Origin of the sequence: Cupriavidus phytohabitans, from assembly GCF_017815025.1 — a bacterium.
GTDB lineage: Bacteria > Pseudomonadota > Gammaproteobacteria > Burkholderiales > Burkholderiaceae > Cupriavidus.
In genome coordinates this window covers 76,514-96,015 of sequence record NZ_JAGIQB010000007.1, presented here as the reverse complement: position 1 = coordinate 96,015, position 19,502 = coordinate 76,514, and the positions used below count along the sequence as shown (strand labels likewise).

Genomic DNA, 19,502 nt, shown 5'->3' with positions numbered 1-19,502 from the left:
GCACCCGAAGGTGCGTTTTTTGGGGGCCGGAACCGCTCAGACCGAGAACGACGAGCCGCAACCACAGGTGGTCGAGGCATTCGGGTTCTTGATCACGAACTGGGCGCCGTTGATGTCTTCCTTGTAGTCGATCTCGGCGCCCACCAGGTACTGGTAGCTCATCGAGTCGATCAGCAGGGTGACGCCATTCTTGACCATGGTGGTGTCGTCTTCGTTGACTTCCTCGTCGAAGGTGAAGCCGTACTGGAAGCCCGAGCAGCCGCCGCCCTGCACGAACACGCGCAGTTTCAGCTCGGCATTGCCCTCTTCCTCGATCAACTGCTTGACCTTGTCGGCGGCGCTGTCGGTAAAGACGAACGGTGCCGGCACGTCCTCGGTAACGGGTGCCTCTGCGACTGCGTTCATGGGGGGTTCTCCTGTTTAGATACGCCTGTATTCTAAGCGCTACTGAAAGATCGTGCCGAACCCCTTTGTTTTCAAGGGTTTCCGGACGTGCAGCAGGCTGCTCACGCGGCCTTTTCCGTGGGACTGGCTACGACTGGCGGAGTTTCCTCATCCGCGGCATCGGCATCAGCCGCCTCTCCCGTCACTTCCGTGACCGGTCCGGCATCGACCACGTTTGGCAACGCCTTGATTTCACCGGCTGTGCCCTGTGCCAGCGGTACCAGCCTTCCTTCGACCAGCGCACCCTGGTGCATCTCCAGCGCCGCATAACGCACGTCGCCCAGCACGCGGGCTTGTGGCTGCAGTTCCAGCAGGTCGGTCGCATGCACCGGCCCCTTCACCGTGCCGTTCAGCACCAGGTGGCCGACGCTGATCTCGCCCTCGACCATGCCCTTCTCGCTGATTACCAGCATGCTTGCCTTGCCCGGCGCGGCGGTGACGTTGCCGCGCACACGCCCGTCCAGCCGCAGGCCACCGGCAAACACCAGGTCGCCGTCGATGGCGGTGTCTGCGCCGATCAGCGTATCGATCGAAAGGCCCTTCTTCTTAGAAAACAGCATCGCTCACTCCTCTCTCGTTCGTACCAGGCCCGACGGCCCGGGGCGCATCGCCATGGCAGACGGCTTGCCGATGGCGACAGGGCGTGATTGTAGCCGCGTGCGGCGCATACCCCACAAAAGTCTGGGGGCCCACCGCTATTTTCAACGGCCGGATGCGAATCCGCAGGACGCAGTCGAAAAAAAACCGCACGGCCAGCGTGCGGTTTCTTTGGATTTCGCGGCATCCGGCAGGACCGGAACCGCGAAAACGCATCAGCGCTTCGAGAACTGCTTGCGACGACGCGCCTTGTGGAAGCCGACCTTCTTACGTTCGACTTCACGTGCATCGCGCGTGACGTAGCCAGCCTTCGACAGGGCCGGCTTCAGGGTCGCATCGTAGTCGATCAGGGCGCGGGTGATGCCGTGGCGCACTGCGCCGGCCTGGCCGGTTTCGCCACCGCCGGTCACGTTGACCTTGATGTCGAACGTTTCGCCGTGGGCGGTCAGTTCCAGGGGCTGGCGCACGATCATCAGCGAGGTTTCGCGAGCGAAATACTCTTTGATGGGCTTGCCGTTGACGACGATGTCGCCCTTGCCCGACTTGATGAAGACACGAGCCACAGCGCTCTTGCGGCGGCCAGTACCGTAATTCCAGTTACCGATCATGGATTGGCCTCCTTAGATTTCCAGCGCCTTGGGCTGCTGCGCTTCGTGCGGATGCTCGGCTTCGGCGTAAACCTTCAGCTTCTTGATCATCGCGTAGCCCAGCGGACCCTTCGGCAGCATGCCCTTCACAGCTTTTTCCAGGGCACGGCCCGGGAAACGCTGTTGCATCTTGCCGAACGTCGTTTCGTAGATACCGCCCGGGTAACCCGAATGGCGATAGTACTTCTTGTCCGTTTCCTTGGTACCCGTGACACGCAGCTTGGCTGCATTGACGATGATGATGTAATCACCCGTGTCGACGTGCGGAGTGAATTCCGGCTTGTGCTTGCCGCGCAGACGGCGTGCCACTTCGCTGGCGACACGGCCGAGGACTTTGTCCGTCGCGTCAATCACGTACCAGTCGCGCTTTACCTCATGAGGCTTGGCGGAAAAGGTCTTCATGATTTTTCCTGACTATTAGTTCGTGCCCGAATCCGACTCGCGAAGGCTTGTGCTCGCCCCTGCAAGTCTTGTGGCCCGTCCTGGGGACTGGCCGGATGCTGCTCATCTTTCCCGCGGGCATGACGGAAAAGCCCACGATTATAATGGCGGCGGTCGGGCTGGCACAAGCAAAGACTGTGGTTTTCGTCAAGATCGTTGCAACAGATCGCTTGCCTGGGCAGCGAGCACCACTCTGGCCGCAGGAACCGCATCGCATCCGCGCAGGGCGAAAAAAAAACCCAAGCTGGTTTAGCTTGGGTTTGAATCCACCAAAGGAGGAGGGTGGAGGAGACACTTGGAGATCGACGGGGGACCTGCGGGCGGTGCGGCTGGCGTATCCGGGAGGCTTCGCTTTCGCACTCTGGCGCGCTGTCAGCGCCGTCGTTCAATGATTGGAATTATACATGGGGTTTTCCCTGATGCAAGGGAAATTTGTAGTGCGAAATGGAGTTTCGCATGGCGGGATGACCATCCCCACCCCACCAACATCATAATTTCCTTTTAAAACAATTGGTTATGCGCGAAAGACCGTTGTCACAGAGCCGTCACATTAGAGGAAACCCTCGGATTTTATAGGGTTATCGGCAGCCCGCGCCCGAACTTGACGATGCCATATACTGGGAATTGCAAGATGCGAGATCACGCGATAGTGATCGCAATCCCACAACATAAGCGACAGGAACGAACAGAATGGAATGCAAAGTAACATGGATGGGCGCCGACGGCATGAGCTTCGTGGCCCAGACCGGCAGCGGCCATATCGTTGCGATGGACGGCGCGCCCGAGGGTGGTGGCCATAACCTGGCGCCGCGGCCGATGGAAATGGTGCTGGTCGGCACGGGCGGCTGCACTGCCTATGACGTGGTGCTGATCCTCAAGCGCGGCCGCCAGGACGTGCGCGGCTGCAGCGTGCAGCTGCAGGCCGAGCGCGCCAGCGAAGACCCCAAGGTCTTCACCCGCATCAACTTCCATTTTGTGGTGACCGGCAAGAATCTCAACCCCGCTACGGTCGAGCGCGCGATCAAGCTGTCGCACGAGAAATACTGCTCGGCGTCGATCATGCTGGCCAAGACGGCCGAGATCACGCACACGCTGGAAATCGTCGAAGGCTGATGAAAGGTGGCCGGCCCGGTGTGCCGCGCGGGCGCCGGGTCATGCCGAAGACTGAAGCAAAGCAGGCCGATAAGCCGGATTCTGTGCGCACCGCCCGCCTTGCGGCCAGCGGCGCGTGACAACCATTCCTCTAGGCCGGCTGTTACCAGCCGGCTCCAGCTCCCTACCCGCAGACTCAGCGGGCCGCTTCATCGCCTGCCTATTTGGGATTGCTCCAGGTGGAGGTTACCGCGTTTCACCCTTCCCGCCGGGCGGACCCGGCGGCAAGACTCGTCTCTGTGGCCCTATTCCGCACGTTGCCGTGGATGGCTGTTAGCCAACACCCTGCCCTGTGGAGTCCGGACTTTCCTCCCCCTGCACCTTGCGGTGCAGGCAGCGGTTGCCTGGCCTGCTTTGCGGGCCGCAGTCTAACACCGATTCAATCGGGTTGCCGGGGTAAATCCCGCATGCGCCCGGGCCGGAATACCGTGGTGTCGGCATAGAAATCAGGCGAGGCGTTATCGTCACACCACGCCGGAATGCCCATTACCGGCAATGGCGCAAAGCAGCGGCCGCCGCGCAGCGTGCCAGTTTCAGCCGCCTGTTCCAGCGACAATGCCACCGCCTTGTCCAGCGCTCCACCCGGCATCAGCGGCAGCGTCCAGGCATGGGCGGTCACGGCCTTGTACGGCTGCACCAGCTTTTCCAGCAGTGCATGGCCGAACGGCACCACCCTGCACGCGGTACCCCACGCGTCGCGCTGCGCGACAAAGAGTTGCCGCCAGGCAAACCCGCGCAGCGCTTCGGCGTATTCGTCGCCCTCGCTCAGGAACAGCACTGCGTTCTCGTCGAAGAGCGTGGCCGCGTCGCGTACGCCGCCGCGCGTGGTCCGCACGCCTTCGCGCGCGATCACCGTGGCCTGGATCTGGTTGAGTACGCGCTTGGCTTGGGGGAAATGCAGCCAGACCAGCGCATTGAAGAAATCGTGGAGGTTGTCGCGCGTCGGGACTTCGCCTGTGGCGAGGATATGCGCTTCATAGGCGCTGCCCTCGGGCAAGTCCTGCTGGGGGATAAAGCGCAGCGGCAGCCCGCGCGCATTTTGCAAGCCCAGTGCGTCAGCCTGGGCATCGAGCAGCGCGCGCAGGTCGGCGCCGCCCTGCACTGCCGCGGCGAGCGCTGCACCGCGCGGGGTAAAGGGTTGGAACCATGGCCGGGACCAGTCGATCCCGGCCAGCGCGGCGGTGAAGGATTCGCCCGCCGCAATTGCTCCGGCTTGCAACGCCGCAGCGATCAGCGCGCCTTCCAGCGCAGCGTTTCGCCGCCGCGCAGCGGCACCAGCGTGGTGTCGCCATACGGCAGTTCGGCCGGCAGCTGCCAGTCTTCACGCTCCAGCGTCAGCGTGCCGGTGTTGCGCGGCAGGCCATAGAAGGCCGGGCCGTTGAAGCTGGCGAAGGCTTCCAGCTTGTCCAGCGCGCCGGCGGCATCGAAGGCCTCGGCGTACAACTCCATCGCATGCAGCGCGGTGTAGCAGCCGGCGCAGCCGCAGGCGTGTTCCTTCAGGCCGCGCGCGTGCGGCGCGCTGTCGGTGCCCAGGAAGAAGCGCGGGTTGCCCGAGGTAGCGGCCGCGACCAGCGCCTCGCGGTGGGTTTCGCGCTTGAGCACCGGCAGGCAGTAGTAGTGCGGGCGGATGCCGCCGGTAAAGATCGCATTGCGGTTGTACAGCAGATGGTGGGCGGTAATGGTGGCGCCGACCGGGCCGCTGGCTTCGAGCACGTACTGGGCGGCATCCTTGGTGGTGATGTGCTCGAACACCACTTTCAGCTCGGGCATGTCGCGGCGCAGCGGGGTCATCACCTGATCGATGAACACGGCCTCGCGGTCGAAGATATCGATGGCCGGATCGGTGACTTCGCCGTGCACCTGCAGTGGCAGGCCTTCACGCTGCATCGCTTCCAGCGCGGCGTAGCAGCGGCGGATGTCGGTCACGCCGGCGTCGCTGTTGGTGGTGGCGCCCGCCGGGTACAGCTTGACACCGTGCACGAAGCCGCTGGCCTTGGCCGCGACGATTTCCTCGGGGCTGGTGTTGTCCGTCAGGTACAGCGTCATCAGCGGCTCGAACTGCATGCCGGCCGGCAGCGCCGCCAGGATGCGGGCACGGTAGGCCTGCGCCTGCTCCACCGTGGTCACGGGAGGCTTCAGGTTCGGCATGATGATCGCGCGGGCGAACTGGCGGGCGGTGTCGGGCAGTACAGCCGCCAGGGCCGCGCCGTCGCGCAGGTGCAGGTGCCAGTCGTCCGGGCGGGTGATGGTGAGCTTCTGGGTCATGGCTTGCTTGGGCCCGCCGCGGGGAACGGCGGCGGGCGCTTTTTTCAGAATCAGAGAATCAGGATGGCGCGGTAATCGTTCACGTTGGTGCGCGTGGGTCCGGTGACAACCAGGTCGCCGATGGCATCGAACAGGCCCCAGGCGTCGTGCGCGTCGAGCTGGCGCTGCCCCGGCCGGCCGGCGGCTTCGGCACGCGCCAGCGTGGTCGGGTCGGCCAGCGCGCCGGCGTTGTCTTCCGAGCCATCGATGCCGTCGGTGTCGGCCGCGATCGCGTGCACCCCGGGCATGCCTGCCAGTTCGACCGCCAGCGACAGCAGAAACTCCGAGCAGCGCCCGCCGCGCGCCTTGCCCGCGCCGCCGCCGGCTGGCAAAGTGACCGTGCACTCACCTCCGGAAATCAGCGCCACGGGCGTGGCGAACGGCGCATTGTACGCGCGAATCTCGCGCACCAGCGCGGCATAGACCCGCGCCACTTCGCGTGCCTCGCCCGTCACCGTGTCACCCAGTACCACTGGCGTGATGCCGCGTGCGCGGAACAGCGCCGCGGCGGCTTCCAGGCTGCCGTGGGCGGTCGCGATCATGATGTTGTCGACCCGATCGAACAAGGGATCGCCAGGCTTGGGCGTCTCGGCCACCTCGCCGCGCGCGCCGCGTTCCAGGTGCGACTGCACGCTGGCCGGCACCTGCGCGCCGTAGCGGCGCAGGATCTCCAGCGCGTCGACGAAGGTGCTGGGGTCGGCCACGGTCGGGCCCGAGGCGATCGCGCTGGGATCGTCGCCGGCCACGTCCGAGACAATCAGCGTGGTCACCGGCGCCTGGCTCGCCTGCGCCAGCCGGCCGCCCTGGATGCGCGAGATGTGCTTCCGCACGATGTTCATGTCGGTGATCGGCGCGCCACAGCGCAGCAATTCCCTGGTGGTCGCCTTCAGGTCGGCCATCGGAATGCCCTCGGCCGGCAGCGACAGCAGGCTCGAACCGCCGCCCGAAACCAGCACCAGCAGCCGGTCCTGCGGCGTCAGCGATTGCACAGCCGCAAGGATCTCCGCCGCGGCCTGCTCGCCCGATTCGTCCGGCACCGGGTGGCCGGCCTCGATCACTCGGATATGGTCGGTCGGCATGCCGTGCGCGTAGCGCGTGACCACCAGCCCTTCGAGCGTAGCCTTGCCGGCATAGGCACGCTCGACCGCGGCGGCCATCGACGCGGCGGCCTTGCCCGCGCCCACCACCAGCGTGCGGCCACCGGCGTGCGGCGGTGGCAGGTGCTGCGCGACGATCTGCAGCGGATCGGCCGCCGCCACGGCGGCGTGGAAAGTCTCGAGCAGCAGTGCGCGGGCGTTCCCCGCGAACGCGGCGCTCACAGCGCCTCCGCGATGGCGCGGCCCAGGTCTGCGGTACCGGCCTTGCCGCCGATATCGCGCGTCAGCGGCGCATGCTCCGGCCCGGCGGCCAGCACCTTTTCGATCGCGCCCAGCACGGCGGCGCCGGCCTCGTCATGGCCCAGGTGTTCCAGCATCATGGCGCCGCACCAGATCTGGCCGATCGGGTTGGCCACGCCGCGCCCGGCGATGTCCGGGGCCGAGCCGTGCACCGGCTCGAACAGGCTGGGGAAGGTCCGGTCCGGGTTGATATTGCCCGACGGGGCAATGCCGATGGTGCCGGTGCAGGCCGGCCCCAGGTCGGACAGGATGTCGCCGAACAGGTTGCTGGCAACCACCACGTCGAACCAGTCCGGGTGCTGGACGAAATGGGCGGTCAGGATGTCGATGTGGTACTTGTCAACCTTCAGGCCGAGATAATTCGCGGCCATTGCCTCGACCCGTTCGTCCCAGTACGGCATTGTGATCGAGATGCCGTTTGACTTGGTGGCCGACGTCAGGTGCTTCTTCGGGCGCTTATGCGCCAGCTCGAAGGCAAACTTCAGGATGCGGTCGACGCCGGTGCGGCTCATCACCGTTTCCTGCACCACGATCTCGCGGTCGGTGCCGGGGAACATGCGGCCGCCGATGCTGGAGTATTCGCCCTCGGTGTTCTCGCGCACCACGTAGAAATCGATGTCGCCAGGCTCGCGGCCCGCCAGCGGGCTCCGGATACCGGGCATCAGCCGCACCGGGCGCAGGTTGACGTACTGGTCGAAGGAACGGCGGAACTGCAGCAGCGAGCCCCACAGGGAGACGTGGTCGGGCACCGTATCCGGCCAGCCGACCGCGCCGAAGTAGATGGCGTCGTACCTGACCAGCGTGTCGAACCAGTCGTCGGGCAGCATCTTGCCGTGACGGGCGTAATAGTCGCAGCTGGAAAAATCGAAGTGATCCCACTGGAAGCCGATGCCGAAGCGGCGCGCCGCGGCGTCCATCACGCGTATGCCTTCGGGCATGACTTCCGTGCCGATTCCGTCTCCGGGAATCACGGCAATCTTGTATTGGCTCATCGTTCTCGGGATTGCTAGCAGGTATGGTGGCGCCGTTGGCACCGCACTGGAGCGCCCGCGGGTTGCTTGGCAGCGGCCCGGGCGCGCGGGATAATGTCTGCATTCTATTGCAAAGCGGCAGCCCGCTGCCGACCGGTGCCCCGATATGTGCCAGTTGCTAGGCATGAACTGCGCCACGCCGACCGACGTGACGTTCTCCTTTACCGGCTTCGCCGCCCGCGGCGGCGTGACCGATCACCACGCCGACGGCTTCGGTGTCGCCTTCTTTGAAGACAAGGCCTGCCGCCTGTTTATCGACAACCAGTCCGCCGGCACGTCGCCGGTGGCTGACCTGATCAAGCGCTACCCGATCAAGTCGAAGAACGTCATCTCGCATATCCGCAAGGCGACGCAGGGAACGGTGCTGCTGGAGAACTGCCACCCGTTCATGCGCGAGCTGTGGGGCCGGCACTGGATCTTTGCCCACAACGGCGACCTGCTGAATTTTTCGCCGTTCCTGTCGGGCGTGTACCAGCCGGTGGGCGATACCGACAGCGAACTGGCCTTCTGCACGCTGATGCAAGGCCTGCGCAAGCGCTTCCCGGGCTCGCAACCGCCGCTGAATGAACTCGGCCATGCGCTGGCCGATATCACTCGCGATATCACGCTGCATGGCGTGTTCAATTACCTGCTGAGCAATGGCCAGGCATTGTTTGCCCACTGCTCTACCCGCCTGTACTACATCGTGCGGGAGTGGCCATTCTCGACCGCGCACCTGATTGATGCGGACTTGTCGATCGACTTCGCCCAGGTGACCACGCCGGACGACCGCGTTGCGGTGATCGCCACCGCCCCGCTGACCGACAACGAGACCTGGACCCAGTTCGCCCCGGGCGAGCTGATCATGTTCGAGCACGGGCGTCCGGTGATGACGCTGACCGTGCCGATCCCGCCCGAAGTCCAGGCCAAGAACGCCGCCAATACGGCTTGTACCTGAGCCGCCCGGCCATATGAAAAAGGGACGCCGCGGCGTCCCTTTTTCATATGGCTGGCAGTCCGTTCAGTGGTGCAGGATCTTCGACAGGAACTGCCGCGCGCGCTCCGAACGGGCTTCGATATTGCCGAAGAACTCTTCCTTGTCGGCGTCTTCGACGATCTTGCCCTGGTCCATGAAGATCACGCGGTTGGCCACCTTGCGCGCAAAGCCCATTTCGTGCGTCACGCACATCATGGTCATGCCTTCCTGCGCCAGCTGCACCATCACGTCCAGCACTTCGTTGACCATTTCCGGGTCCAGCGCGGAGGTCGGCTCGTCGAACAGCATGCAGATCGGGTCCATCGACAGCGCGCGCGCGATTGCCACGCGCTGCTGCTGGCCGCCCGACAGCTGGCCGGGGTACTTCTCGGCCTGGCTCTTCAGGCCCACGCGTTCGAGGTACTTCAGGCCCTTGGCCATTGCCTCGTCCTTCGAACGGCCAAGCACCTTCATCTGCGCGATGGTCAGGTTCTCGGTGATCGAGAGGTGCGGGAACAGCTCGAAGTTCTGGAACACCATGCCCACGCGCGAACGCAGCTTGGGCAGGTTGGTCTTGGGATTGCCCACCGAGGTGCCGTCGACCAGGATGTCGCCCTTCTGGAACGGCTCCAGTGCGTTGACAGTCTTGATCAGCGTGGACTTGCCCGAACCCGACGGGCCGCACACCACCACCACTTCACCCTTGGCAACCTTGGTGGTGCAGTCGGTCAGCACCTGGAAGGAGCCGTACCACTTGGAAACATTGTTGATTTCGATCATACAGCCACCTTTTTCTGGTAACGCTTGACCAGCAGCGAAGCGGAGAAACAAATGATGAAGTACACCAGGCCGGCGAACAGCAGCAACTCGACGATACGCCCGTCGCGCTCGCCGATGCCGTAGGCCTGGCCGAAGAAGTCAGCCAGCGCGCTCACGTACACCAGCGACGTATCCTGGAACAGGATGATGCCCTGGGTCAGCAACAGCGGCACCATGTTGCGGAACGCCTGCGGCAGGATTACCAGCCGCATCGACTGCCCGTAGGTCATGCCCAGCGCCTGCGCCGCGAACATCTGCCCGCGCGACACGCTCTGGATCCCCGCGCGGATGATCTCGGAATAGTACGCCGCCTCGAACAACGCGAACGCCACCAGCGCCGAGGTCATGCGCAGATCGGTCGCGGGCGACAGGTTGAAGATCCCCTGCAGCACCTGCGGAATGATCAGGAAGAACCACAACAGCACCATCACCAGCGGGATGGAGCGGAAGATAGTCACGTACCCCTGCGCGAACCAGTTCAGCAGCTTGAACGACGACAGCCGCATCATCGCCAGGATGGTGCCCCAGATGATGCCGACCACCACCGCGGTGACGGTAATCTTGAGCGAGACCATCATGCCCTCGCCCAGCACGTGCAACGTGCTCGGGTTGATCGAGGTGAAATCGAAGGAATAAGCCATGGCGCCCCCTTACTTGCCGCCGATGAAGCCCGGCACGCGCGTGCGGGCCTCGACCCAGCGCATCAGCAGCATCACCGTGATGTTGATCAGCGCGTACATCAGCGTGACCGCGATGAACGATTCATATGGGCGCGCGGTGTAGTCCACCAGCTGGCGGCCCTGCGCGGCCAGCTCCAGCAGGCCGATGGTCGACGCCACTGCCGAGTTCTTGAAGATGTTCAGGAATTCGGAAGTCAGCGGCGGCACGATCACGCGGAACGCCATCGGCAGCAGTACGTGGCGGTACGTCTGCGGCAGCGTGAAGCCCATCGCCAGGCCCGCGTTCTTCTGCCCGCGCGCCAGCGAGTTGATGCCCGAGCGCACCTGCTCGCAGACGCGCGCGGCCGTGAAGGTGCCCAGGCACAGCATGGCGGCCAGGAACTGCTGCGCGAACGGGTTCATCTGCTTGATCGCCTCGCCGCCGGGCAGCAGCTCGGGCATGACGAAATACCAGATGAACAGCTGCACCAGCAGCGGGATGTTGCGGAAGATCTCGACGTAGGTGGCGGCGAAACCGGCCAGCCACTTGTTGGGCGCGGTGCGCAGCACGCCGAGCACCGAGCCGATGACCAGGGCAATGACCCAGGACGAAAGCCCCAGCGCGATCGTGACCTTCAGGCCGGAGATCATCCAGTCCAGGTAGGTCTCGTTCTGGGCGGCCTGTTCGAGGAAGACTCCCCAATGCCAGTTGTAGTTCATGTTGCGTCCTCAAAAAGAAACGGAAGGACATGCCTTCCGTTTCGCACTGCTGTCCCGGTCAGATCAGTCCAGCGCCTTGTCGTTCGGCGCCTTGATCAGGGCCTTCATGTCTTCGGACAGCGGGAAGTCCAGGTTCAGGCCCTTGGGCGGAACCGGTTGCATGAACCACTTGGTGTACAGCGTGTTGACCGAACCGTCCTTCATCATGCCGGAGATCACGGTGTCGGACAGCTTCTTGAACTGCGGGTCGTCCTTGCGGATCATGCAGCCATACGACTCGCGCGACTGGGCCTTGCCCACCACGATCCAGTCGGCCGGGTTCTTGGCCTTGGCGCGCTCGCCGTACAGCAGCGCATCGTCCATCATGAAGGCCACCGCGCGGCCCGATTCCAGCGTCAGGAACGACTGGCCGTGATCCTTGGTGCTGATGATGTTCAGGCCCAGCTTCTGCTCGTCGTTCATCTTGCGCAGCAGGCGCTCCGACGTGGTGCCGGCGGTGGTGACGACGTTCTTGCCCTTCAGGTCGGCCCAGTCCTTGATGGCGGCATCCTTCTTCACCATGATGCGCGTGCCGATGATGAAGATGGAGTTGGTGAAGGCGACCTGCTTCTGGCGTTCCAGGTTATTGGTGGTCGAACCGCACTCCATGTCGATGGTGCCGTTCTGCAGCAGGGGGATGCGGTTCTGCGAGGTGATCGGGATTTCCTTGACCTGCAGGTTCGGCAGCTTCAGCTGGTCCTTGATGGCTTCCACGATCTTCATGTTGATATCGTAGGAATAGCCGACCTGGCGCACGCCGCCCAGGTTGTAATTGAACGGAATCGACGACTCGCGCACGCCCAGCGTAATCACGCCGGTGTCCTTGATCTTCTTCAGCGTGCCCGTCAGTTGTTCAGCTGCCTGAGCCGTTCCGCACATCACCCCGGCGGCAATCATCAGGGAAGCCAACTTGGCAAAATTCATAACATCTCCTTGACCATAGAAGAGAAAGCGGGATTCTTGAGATAAAACCCCCTCTGGTGAAACAGTATTGCGCAGCATCCGCCGCAATACAACTGGGTTTTCTCCTAGAACCCTTATTCAGGGCAATCGGTGCGCACGTCGTCCGGATACGACAACGCGGTCTCCGGCGCTAGCCGGAGACCGCGTCTGGCGGTCATGAAGCTGGGAACCGGATCGGCTGCTGCATCGCACCATGCCAGTGCTTCGCGCCTCGTTCCGGTTCACCCGCACCCTGCGATCAGGGATACAGGCCGCGCATTTCGCGCGCCTGCAGGATCCGCGAGCAGGCCACGATAAACGCCGCGGTGCGCAGCGTCACCTTGTTGTCCTGCGCCACCTGCCAGATTGCGCGGAACGCCTCTTGCATGATCCGTACCAGACGCTGGTTGATTTCCTCTTCGGTCCAGAAGAACGAGGAGAAATCCTGCACCCATTCGAAGTAGGAAACGGTTACGCCGCCAGCGTTGGCGATCACGTCCGGCGCCACCAGGATATTGCGCTCGCGCAGGATATCGTCGGCTTCCGGGGTGGTCGGGCCATTGGCGCCCTCGATTACCAGGCGGGCCTTGATCAGCGGCGCGTTCTTGGCGGTGATCTGGCCTTCCAGCGCGGCCGGAATCAGGATGTCGCAGTCGACTTCCCAGAACTGCTCGGTGCGCAGGACTTCGCCGCGGTAGCCTTCGATGGTGCCGTTGTGCGCGGCGTATTCCATCATCGCCGGCACGTCCAGGCCGGCCGGGTCGAACAGGGTGGTGCGGTGGTCCTGCACCGCCACCACCTTGGCGCCGGCCTCATGGAACAGCTTGGCGGCCACGGCGCCCACGTTGCCGAAGCCCTGCACGGCGACGCTCGCGCCCTTGATTTCCAGGCCGATATTGCGCGCAGCCTCCGAACCCACCACGAACACGCCGCGGCCGGTCGCCTCGTGGCGCCCCAGCGAGCCGCCCAGCGAGATCGGCTTGCCGGTCACCACGCCGGTGGAGGTGCTGCCCGAATTCATCGAGTAGGTGTCCATCATCCATGCCATCACCTGGGCGTTGGTGTTGACGTCCGGCGCCGGGATGTCCTTGCTCGGTCCGATGATGATGTTGATTTCGCTGGTGTAGCGGCGCGTCAGGCGCTCCAGCTCGGCGTGCGACAGCGTGCGCGGGTCGACGCGGATGCCGCCCTTGGCACCGCCGTAGGGCACGTTCACCGCGGCGTTCTTCACCGACATCCATGCCGACAGCGCCATCACTTCCGACAGCGTCACGTCCTGGTGGAAACGCACGCCGCCCTTGCCCGGGCCGCGCGACAGGTTGTGCTGCACGCGGTAGCCCTCGAAGTGGGCGATGGTGCCGTTGTCCAGCTCGATGGGAACGTCGACGACCAGCGCGCGCTTGGGGCGCTTCAGGGTTTCAACCCAGCGTGCCAGCGAGCCCAGGTAGGGCGTGACACGATCGACTTGCTGCAGGTAGATGCCCCAGGGGCCGAGGTTGTCGGCGTTGAGGTAGGACGGGAGTGCGTGCTTTTGGCCAGCAATGTTGGTCGGTGCTGCGGAGGACATCGGTTGGTTCCGGGGTGGAGGATGGCCGCAAGCTTAGGCTTGGCGGCCTGCCGGAATCCAATGCCGTTTGCTCATCCGGTTATGCAAGATGCGCATAACGTTTGAGGGTGACTTGTCAACGATGTGTTTGGTGCGCGTCAGGTTTCCGACAAGGTCGACCATACCTGGTCCACCAGCTGCCGCTTGCGCCGCGCGCCCGCACCGCGCCGCTCCCCGCCGTTCTCCCCCGGCTTCTCCCGATACAGCCGGATCTCCATGTCGATCGACAACGGCAGCCCGCGCGCCGACTCCGCCCGCACCAGCTTGCCCTGGGCCACCTCCTCCCGCACCGCGCTCTCGGGCAGGAACGCCATGCCATGGCCGGACAACGCCATCACCTTGAGCGCCTCGGCCATGTCCGTCTCGTAGCATTTGTCGAGCTTGAGCGCTTCGGCGGTATCCGACAGCAGCAGGTCGACCATGCGGCCGAGGAAGGCATTGGGGGTGTAGCTCAGGAACGGCACCGGCTTCTTGTCGGTGCCGGGCAGCCGGAACTGCGGCTTGCCGGCGGCGTCCGGCACGCTGTACGGCGACAGCCGCTCGGTACCGAGCACCAGCATGTCGTACCGCGCCGGATCGAGCTGGATGGCCTGGCGCGCGTGGTGGTAGACCATCACCAAGTCGCAGCCGCCCTCAACCAGCATCAGCACCGCATCGTGGACGTTGAGCGCGCGCAGCCGGCACGGCAGCGTGCCGATCTTGCGTTCCAGCGCCTTGAGCCATTCCGGGAAGAACGTCAGCGACAGCGTATGCGGCACCGCGAACTCCAGCACCTGCGCGTTGGCCGAGCGCTGCCCGCGCATCAGCGCGCGGGTCTCGCTGACCTGCGCCAGCATCGCCAGTGCCTGCTCGTAGAACACCTTGCCGGCCGCCGTCAGGCTGGTGGGGTAGCTGGAGCGGTCGATCAGCTCGGTGCCGACCCACGCCTCCAGCGACTGGATGCGCCGGGAGAAAGCGGGCTGCGTCACGTGGCGCAGCTCGGCCGAGCGCGAGAAGCTGTGCGTCTCGGCCAGGCTGACAAAGTCTTCAAGCCATTTGATTTCCATGACGCCGGATTATCCACCGCGCGCCGGGGCGCGTCACCTGCCCAATGGCTGCCGCGCTTTGGTGCGCGCGCGCTGTTACGCGTCCTGCGTGGCGTCCCCCACGTCGACGGCGAGCGCGTCGGCGCTGCGTTCGGCCTCGCCGCCCTGCGCGGCGGCGCGGGCCTGGATGTCCCACATCTCCGCATAGCGGCCGCGCGCGCGCATCAGTTCGGCATGCGTGCCCCGCTCGACCACGCGGCCATGGTCCATCACCAGGATCTGGTCGGCATGCACCACGGTGGACAGTCGATGCGCGATCAGCAGCGTGGTGCGGTTTTGCGCCAGCCGCATCAGTTCGGCCTGGATCGCCTGCTCGGTGCGCGAGTCGAGCGCGGAGGTGGCTTCGTCAAAGACGAGCACCGGCGGGTTCTTCAGCAGCGTGCGCGCGATCGCCACGCGCTGCTTCTCGCCGCCGGACAGCTTCAGGCCGCGCTCGCCCACCGGCGTGTCGTAGCCCTGCGGCAGCTCGCGGATAAAGGCGTCGATCTGCGCCGCCCGCGCCGCGGCGATGACTTCCTCGCGCGTGGCGTCGGGGCGGCCGTAGGCGATGTTGTAGTAGATGCTGTCGTTGAACAGCACCGTGTCCTGCGGCACGATGCCGATGGCGCGGCGCAGGCTGTCCTGCGTGATCGCGCGGATATCCTGCCCGTCGATCTCGATCGCGCCGCTGTTGACGTCGTAGAAGCGGAACAGCAGCCGCGCCAGCGTGGACTTGCCCGAGCCGCTGTGGCCGACCACGGCGGTCGTGGTGCCGGCCGCGATATTGAAATCGACGCCATCCAGGATCGTGCGGTCCGGCTCGTAGCCGAAGCGCACGTCGCGGAACCGCACCTGCGCGCCGTTGACCCTGAGCGGCTGCGCGCCGGGCGTGTCGGCCACTTCCTGGTGCGTGCCCAGCAGCACGAACATCCGGTCCATGTCGGTGGTCGCCTGCTTGATCTCGCGGTAGATCACGCCGAGGAAGTTCAGCGGGATATAGAGCTGGATCATCAGCGTGTTGACCAGCACCAGGTCGCCCAGCGTCAGCTTGCCGTCCACCACGCCCACGGTGGCGCGCCACAGGATCAGGATTAGCCCCACGGCGATGATGACCTGCTGGCCGAAGTTCAGGAACGACAGCGAACTCTGCGAGCGGATCGCCGCGGCGCGGTAATTGAGCAGGTTCTCGTCGTAGCGCCGGGCTTCGTATTCCTCATTGCCGAAGTACTTGACCGTTTCGAAGTTCAGCAGCGAATCGATCGCCTTCTGGTTGGCGCGCGAATCCAGCTCGTTCATCTTGCGGCGGAAGTGCGTGCGCCATTCCGTCACGACGATGGTGAAGACGATATAGCTCACCAGCGCGCAGCCGGTGATCGCGGCGAACCAGACGTCGTAGTGCAGGATGAAGAAGCCGATCACCAGCCCCATCTCCACCAGCGTGGGCAGGATGCTGTACAGCGAATACGAGATCAGCGACTGGATGCCGCGCGTGCCGCGCTCGATGTCGCGGCTCATGCCGCCGGTCTGCCGGTCCAGGTGGAAACGCAGCGACAGCGCATGCAGGTGGCGGAACACCTGCAGCGCGATCTCGCGCACGGCGCTCTGCGTGACCTTGGAAAAGAGGATTTCCCGCAACTCGGTGAATAGCGTCGCCGACAGCCGCAACATGCCGTAGGCGACAATCAGCCCCACCGGCACCACCAGCAATGCGCGCGGATCGCCGGCGGCGAGGTTCATGCTGTCGATCAGGCGCTTCATCAGCACCGGCACGCCCAGGTTGGCCACCTTGGCCGCGACCAGGCACGCCAGTGCCAGCATCACGCGCCACTTGTAGTGCCAGACATAGGGCAGCAGGTTGCGGACGGTCTGCCAGTCGCTGCGGGGGGCGCGCTGGCCGGGGAAGAGCTTGACCGAGGCGGGGTCGGGGGCCTGCTCGGCGGTCGTGGAATAGCGGCGCATACGTTAGAATCCGGGCCAATGCGAGATTGTCGCAGGAATCGCATTGCGCGGCAGGCGAAGGGTTTTTCGTCGCGGCCTGCGCCCCCTTCGGAAGTCCACCCGCATATTGTCATGAACACTCCCCATACCGTCCCCGCCCTGCCCGCCGGCAAGAATCCCGCGCTGCGCGTGGTGCCGATGCCTGCCGACGCCAACGTGCACGGCGACGTGTTCGGCGGCTGGATCATGGCGCAGGTGGATATTGCCGGCTCGATCCCCGCGGTCGAGCGCGCGCAGGGCCGCGTCGCGACCGTGGCAGTCAATTCCTTCCTGTTCAAGCATCCGGTATTTGTCGGCGACCTGGTGAGCTTCTATGCCGAGATCGTCAAGACCGGGCGCACCTCGATCACGGTCGAGGTGGAGGTTTATGCGCAGCGGATGCGGCACAGCAATGAGATCGTCAAGGTGACCGAGGCGACCTTGACGTACGTGGCGACGGATGAGTCGCGGCAGCCGCGGGAGTTGCCGACGGCCTGAGGGCCCAGAGGCTATCGCTCATCGATCGGTGTGCTCCCTCTCCCGCGTGCGGGAGAGGGTTGGGGTGAGGGCGGGAGTCTCTACGTAGTGAGGCGTAAGCGTGCTTGCCGAGCGCCGGCCCTCTCCCCCAACCCCTCTCCCGCAAGCGGGAGAGGGGAGCAAACAAGTGGTAGAGCGAAGTCTCCCGGCCCCTCACTCGAACTTCGAAAAATCCGGCTTCCGCTTCTCAAAGAACGCGCTGAACGCCTCCTTCGCCTCCGGCGCCACCAGCATGCGCCGGAACACCGCACCCTCGTCGGCCATCTGCTTTTCCACTTCGGCCACCCCACCCGATTTCATCAGCCGCTTGGTCTCGCGCAGCGACGAAGCCGGCAGCGCCGCCAGCTTGCGCGCCTGCTGCAGCGCGAAGTCGTGCAGTTCCGCCACGGGCAACACACGCGTCACCAGGCCGATCTCCAGCGCTTCCTGCGCGCTGAACGCCTCGCCCAGCATCAGCTTCTCGGCGGCGCGCTGGTAGCCGACCAGGCGCGGCAGCAACAGGCTCGACGCCGCCTCGGGGCACAGCCCCAGCTGCACGAACGGCAGCGACAGCCTGGCCGTGTCCGACGCGTAGACCAGGTCGCAATGCAGCAGCATGGTGGTGCCCACGCCGACCGCCGCGCCACTGACCGCCGCGACGACCGGCTTGCTGGCATGGCTGATCTGGTACAGGAACTGGAACACCGGCGCCTGCCCGGCGCCTTCGCCTGCAGTCGGCGGGCGCTGCATGAAGTCTTCCAGGTCGTTGCCGGCGGTGAAGATCTCAGGCTTGCCGCGCAGCAGGATTGCGCGCACGTTGCGATCGGTCTCGGCCGCGCGCAGTGCGTCGGCCAGTGCCTGGTACATCGCCGCGGTGATGGCGTTCTTCTTGTCGATGCGGTCGAACTCGAGCGTCAGGATGCCTTGCTCGATGCGGGTAAGGATGCTCATGATCTCCTCCTCTTTGGTGGCTGGGCGATCAGACGCGCTCGAAGATCCCTGCAGCGCCCATGCCCGTGCCGACGCACATGGTCACCATGCCGTACTTCAGGTTGTGGCGGCGCAGCGCATGCACCACCGTGGCCGACCGGATCGCACCGGTAGCGCCGAGCGGGTGGCCCAGCGCGATCGCGCCGCCCATGCGGTTGACCCTGGCGGGATCGAGATCCAGGTCGCGCATCACGGCCAGCGACTGCGCGGCGAATGCTTCGTTCAGCTCGATCCAGTCGATCTGGTCCTGGGTCAGGCCCGCTGCCTTCAGCGCGGCCGGGATCGCTTCCTTCGGGCCGATGCCCATGATCTCCGGCGGCACGCCGCGCACCGCGAACGAGACGAAGCGCGCCAGCGGCACCAGGTTGAACTGCTTGAGGATCTTTTCCGAAACCAGGATCAGCGCGCCGGCGCCGTCCGAGGTCTGCGAGCTGTTGCCGGCGGTGACGCTGCCCTTGTTGGCGAACACCGGGCGCAGCTTGCCGAGGCCTTCCAGCGAGGTTTCAGGACGCGGGCCTTCGTCCAGCGAGATGGTGCGGGTCTTCACGCTGACCTGGCCGCTGGCGAGGTCGGGGAAGCGCTCGACGATCCCGATCGGCGTGATCTCGTCCTTGAACTCGCCGGCCTGTTGCGCAGCAATGGCCTTCTGGTGCGAGGCCAGCGAGAACGCGTCCTGGTCCTCGCGGCTGACCTTCCATTGCTGCGCCACCTTCTCGGCGGTCAGGCCCATGCCGTAGGCAATGCCCACGTTCTCGTCGCGCTCGAAGATCGACGGCGACATCGACGGCGAGTTGCCCATCATCGGCACCATGCTCATCGACTCGATGCCGGCGGCGATCATCACGTCGGACTCGCCCACGCGGATACGGTCGGCCGCCATTGCCACCGCGCTGACGCCCGAGGCGCAGAAGCGATTGACAGTGATGCCGCCCACGGTATTGGGCAGGCCCGACAGCAGCGCGCCGATTCGGGCCACGTTCAGGCCCTGCTGCGCTTCAGGAATGGCGCAGCCGACGATGGCGTCCTCGATCAGCTTCGGGTCCAGGTCCGGCACCTGCGCCACCGCGGCCTTCAGGATGGTTGCCAACAGGTCGTCCGGGCGCGTGTTCCTGAACGCGCCCTTGGGGGCCTTGCCGATCGGCGAGCGGGTGGCCGCAACGATGTATGCGTCTTGCAGTTGTTTCATGATGTCGGTTCCTCGC

At 65.0% G+C, this 19,502-nt stretch carries 21 protein-coding genes and 1 other RNA gene; 4 read left to right on the top strand and 18 right to left on the bottom strand.

All coding sequences use genetic code 11. The features are described 5' to 3' along the window. Window positions 1-36: 36 nt before the first annotated feature. The 4 genes from erpA to rplM all read right to left on the bottom strand — a co-directional run bounded on the left by erpA (window position 37) and on the right by rplM (window position 2,090). Window positions 37-405, bottom strand: coding sequence for an iron-sulfur cluster insertion protein ErpA (gene erpA / locus J8I34_RS06865; protein WP_010813904.1), 369 nt, complete (start codon window positions 403-405; stop codon window positions 37-39). A 101-nt stretch (window positions 406-506) separates the two neighbouring features. Continuing rightward, complete coding sequence (locus tag J8I34_RS06860) at window positions 507-1,004, bottom strand: bactofilin family protein (protein ID WP_209805684.1); 498 nt, start codon at window positions 1,002-1,004, stop codon at window positions 507-509. Window positions 1,005-1,256: 252 nt separating this feature from the next. Next, window positions 1,257-1,649, bottom strand: a complete 393-nt coding sequence (rpsI, locus tag J8I34_RS06855; RefSeq protein WP_029048551.1) for a 30S ribosomal protein S9 — start codon at window positions 1,647-1,649, stop codon at window positions 1,257-1,259. A 12-nt stretch (window positions 1,650-1,661) separates the two neighbouring features. Continuing rightward, the gene (gene rplM, locus J8I34_RS06850; protein ID WP_010813907.1) at window positions 1,662-2,090 is read right to left on the bottom strand and encodes a 50S ribosomal protein L13; all 429 of its coding nucleotides are present in this window, start codon (window positions 2,088-2,090) and stop codon (window positions 1,662-1,664) included. A gap of 95 nt (window positions 2,091-2,185) precedes the next feature. Between rplM and J8I34_RS06845 the strand changes: the two genes are divergently transcribed. Together J8I34_RS06845 and J8I34_RS06840 are read left to right on the top strand one after the other, a co-directional pair. Further along, window positions 2,186-2,521: a hypothetical protein gene (locus tag J8I34_RS06845; RefSeq protein ID WP_156914420.1), complete on the top strand. Its 336-nt coding sequence runs from the start codon at window positions 2,186-2,188 to the stop codon at window positions 2,519-2,521. 298 nt (window positions 2,522-2,819) lie between these two features. Further along, entirely contained in the window at window positions 2,820-3,242 is a 423-nt protein-coding gene (locus J8I34_RS06840; RefSeq protein ID WP_209756598.1) for an OsmC family protein, read from the top strand. 54 nt (window positions 3,243-3,296) lie between these two features. On the opposite strand, the gene rnpB is transcribed toward J8I34_RS06840, so the two are convergent. From rnpB to J8I34_RS06815, 5 genes are all read right to left on the bottom strand, one after another. Then, window positions 3,297-3,637, bottom strand: an RNA gene (gene rnpB, locus J8I34_RS06835) — RNase P RNA component class A. Between the two features lie 23 nt (window positions 3,638-3,660). Beyond that, window positions 3,661-4,500 (bottom strand): DUF3025 domain-containing protein, encoded by an 840-nt coding sequence (locus J8I34_RS06830; protein ID WP_245175805.1) that lies wholly within the window; start codon window positions 4,498-4,500, stop codon window positions 3,661-3,663. A gap of 11 nt (window positions 4,501-4,511) precedes the next feature. Then, a complete protein-coding gene (gene pyrC / locus J8I34_RS06825; RefSeq protein ID WP_029048548.1) occupies window positions 4,512-5,546 on the bottom strand; it encodes a dihydroorotase in 1,035 nt (344 codons plus the stop codon). Window positions 5,547-5,596: 50 nt separating this feature from the next. Next, window positions 5,597-6,904, bottom strand: a complete 1,308-nt coding sequence (locus J8I34_RS06820) for a glycerate kinase type-2 family protein (RefSeq protein ID WP_209805683.1) — start codon at window positions 6,902-6,904, stop codon at window positions 5,597-5,599. After that, entirely contained in the window at window positions 6,901-7,974 is a 1,074-nt protein-coding gene (locus tag J8I34_RS06815) for a tartrate dehydrogenase (protein ID WP_209805682.1), read from the bottom strand. Before J8I34_RS06815 ends, J8I34_RS06820 begins: the two co-directional genes overlap by 4 nt. A gap of 145 nt (window positions 7,975-8,119) precedes the next feature. Between J8I34_RS06815 and J8I34_RS06810 the strand changes: the two genes are divergently transcribed. Continuing rightward, the gene (locus tag J8I34_RS06810) at window positions 8,120-8,950 is read left to right on the top strand and encodes a class II glutamine amidotransferase (protein WP_209805681.1); all 831 of its coding nucleotides are present in this window, start codon (window positions 8,120-8,122) and stop codon (window positions 8,948-8,950) included. Window positions 8,951-9,013: 63 nt separating this feature from the next. Here the strand turns inward: J8I34_RS06810 and J8I34_RS06805 are convergent, their stop codons facing one another. From J8I34_RS06805 to J8I34_RS06775, 7 genes are all read right to left on the bottom strand, one after another. Then, window positions 9,014-9,748 (bottom strand): amino acid ABC transporter ATP-binding protein, encoded by a 735-nt coding sequence (locus J8I34_RS06805; protein WP_029048544.1) that lies wholly within the window; start codon window positions 9,746-9,748, stop codon window positions 9,014-9,016. Next, window positions 9,745-10,428 (bottom strand): glutamate/aspartate ABC transporter permease GltK, encoded by a 684-nt coding sequence (gene gltK / locus J8I34_RS06800; RefSeq protein ID WP_029048543.1) that lies wholly within the window; start codon window positions 10,426-10,428, stop codon window positions 9,745-9,747. The genes J8I34_RS06805 and gltK overlap by 4 nt, the downstream gene beginning before the upstream one ends. A gap of 9 nt (window positions 10,429-10,437) precedes the next feature. Next, on the bottom strand, window positions 10,438-11,166 hold the full coding sequence (locus J8I34_RS06795; RefSeq protein WP_029048542.1) for an amino acid ABC transporter permease: 729 nt from the start codon (window positions 11,164-11,166) through the stop codon (window positions 10,438-10,440). Window positions 11,167-11,229: 63 nt separating this feature from the next. After that, window positions 11,230-12,129 (bottom strand): glutamate/aspartate ABC transporter substrate-binding protein, encoded by a 900-nt coding sequence (locus J8I34_RS06790; protein ID WP_209768055.1) that lies wholly within the window; start codon window positions 12,127-12,129, stop codon window positions 11,230-11,232. Window positions 12,130-12,406: 277 nt separating this feature from the next. Next, window positions 12,407-13,714, bottom strand: a complete 1,308-nt coding sequence (locus tag J8I34_RS06785) for a Glu/Leu/Phe/Val family dehydrogenase (RefSeq protein ID WP_029048540.1) — start codon at window positions 13,712-13,714, stop codon at window positions 12,407-12,409. 137 nt (window positions 13,715-13,851) lie between these two features. Continuing rightward, on the bottom strand, window positions 13,852-14,799 hold the full coding sequence (locus tag J8I34_RS06780) for a LysR family transcriptional regulator (RefSeq protein WP_029048539.1): 948 nt from the start codon (window positions 14,797-14,799) through the stop codon (window positions 13,852-13,854). Between the two features lie 75 nt (window positions 14,800-14,874). After that, window positions 14,875-16,776 carry an ABCB family ABC transporter ATP-binding protein/permease gene (locus tag J8I34_RS06775; protein WP_209768046.1) on the bottom strand — a complete coding sequence of 634 codons (1,902 nt, stop codon included), beginning with the start codon at window positions 16,774-16,776 and terminating at the stop codon, window positions 14,875-14,877. 111 nt (window positions 16,777-16,887) lie between these two features. Between J8I34_RS06775 and J8I34_RS06770 the strand changes: the two genes are divergently transcribed. After that, complete coding sequence (locus J8I34_RS06770; RefSeq protein ID WP_209805680.1) at window positions 16,888-17,292, top strand: acyl-CoA thioesterase; 405 nt, start codon at window positions 16,888-16,890, stop codon at window positions 17,290-17,292. Between the two features lie 192 nt (window positions 17,293-17,484). Here the strand turns inward: J8I34_RS06770 and J8I34_RS06765 are convergent, their stop codons facing one another. Together J8I34_RS06765 and J8I34_RS06760 are read right to left on the bottom strand one after the other, a co-directional pair. Continuing rightward, entirely contained in the window at window positions 17,485-18,261 is a 777-nt protein-coding gene (locus J8I34_RS06765; protein WP_209805679.1) for an enoyl-CoA hydratase, read from the bottom strand. Window positions 18,262-18,289: 28 nt separating this feature from the next. After that, window positions 18,290-19,489 carry an acetyl-CoA C-acyltransferase gene (locus J8I34_RS06760; RefSeq protein ID WP_209805717.1) on the bottom strand — a complete coding sequence of 400 codons (1,200 nt, stop codon included), beginning with the start codon at window positions 19,487-19,489 and terminating at the stop codon, window positions 18,290-18,292. Window positions 19,490-19,502: the final 13 nt, after the last annotated feature.

Coding starts and splice junctions, on each gene's coding strand:
- erpA (WP_010813904.1), bottom strand. CDS start 405: ATGAACGCAGTCGCAGAGGCACCCGTTACCGAGGACGTGCCGGCACCG.
- J8I34_RS06860 (WP_209805684.1), bottom strand. CDS start 1,004: ATGCTGTTTTCTAAGAAGAAGGGCCTTTCGATCGATACGCTGATCGGC.
- rpsI (WP_029048551.1), bottom strand. CDS start 1,649: ATGATCGGTAACTGGAATTACGGTACTGGCCGCCGCAAGAGCGCTGTG.
- rplM (WP_010813907.1), bottom strand. CDS start 2,090: ATGAAGACCTTTTCCGCCAAGCCTCATGAGGTAAAGCGCGACTGGTAC.
- J8I34_RS06845 (WP_156914420.1), top strand. CDS start 2,186: ATGCTGCTCATCTTTCCCGCGGGCATGACGGAAAAGCCCACGATTATA.
- J8I34_RS06840 (WP_209756598.1), top strand. CDS start 2,820: ATGGAATGCAAAGTAACATGGATGGGCGCCGACGGCATGAGCTTCGTG.
- pyrC (WP_029048548.1), bottom strand. CDS start 5,546: ATGACCCAGAAGCTCACCATCACCCGCCCGGACGACTGGCACCTGCAC.
- J8I34_RS06815 (WP_209805682.1), bottom strand. CDS start 7,974: ATGAGCCAATACAAGATTGCCGTGATTCCCGGAGACGGAATCGGCACG.
- J8I34_RS06810 (WP_209805681.1), top strand. CDS start 8,120: ATGTGCCAGTTGCTAGGCATGAACTGCGCCACGCCGACCGACGTGACG.
- J8I34_RS06805 (WP_029048544.1), bottom strand. CDS start 9,748: ATGATCGAAATCAACAATGTTTCCAAGTGGTACGGCTCCTTCCAGGTG.
- gltK (WP_029048543.1), bottom strand. CDS start 10,428: ATGGCTTATTCCTTCGATTTCACCTCGATCAACCCGAGCACGTTGCAC.
- J8I34_RS06795 (WP_029048542.1), bottom strand. CDS start 11,166: ATGAACTACAACTGGCATTGGGGAGTCTTCCTCGAACAGGCCGCCCAG.
- J8I34_RS06790 (WP_209768055.1), bottom strand. CDS start 12,129: ATGAATTTTGCCAAGTTGGCTTCCCTGATGATTGCCGCCGGGGTGATG.
- J8I34_RS06785 (WP_029048540.1), bottom strand. CDS start 13,714: ATGTCCTCCGCAGCACCGACCAACATTGCTGGCCAAAAGCACGCACTC.
- J8I34_RS06780 (WP_029048539.1), bottom strand. CDS start 14,799: ATGGAAATCAAATGGCTTGAAGACTTTGTCAGCCTGGCCGAGACGCAC.
- J8I34_RS06775 (WP_209768046.1), bottom strand. CDS start 16,776: ATGCGCCGCTATTCCACGACCGCCGAGCAGGCCCCCGACCCCGCCTCG.
- J8I34_RS06770 (WP_209805680.1), top strand. CDS start 16,888: ATGAACACTCCCCATACCGTCCCCGCCCTGCCCGCCGGCAAGAATCCC.
- J8I34_RS06765 (WP_209805679.1), bottom strand. CDS start 18,261: ATGAGCATCCTTACCCGCATCGAGCAAGGCATCCTGACGCTCGAGTTC.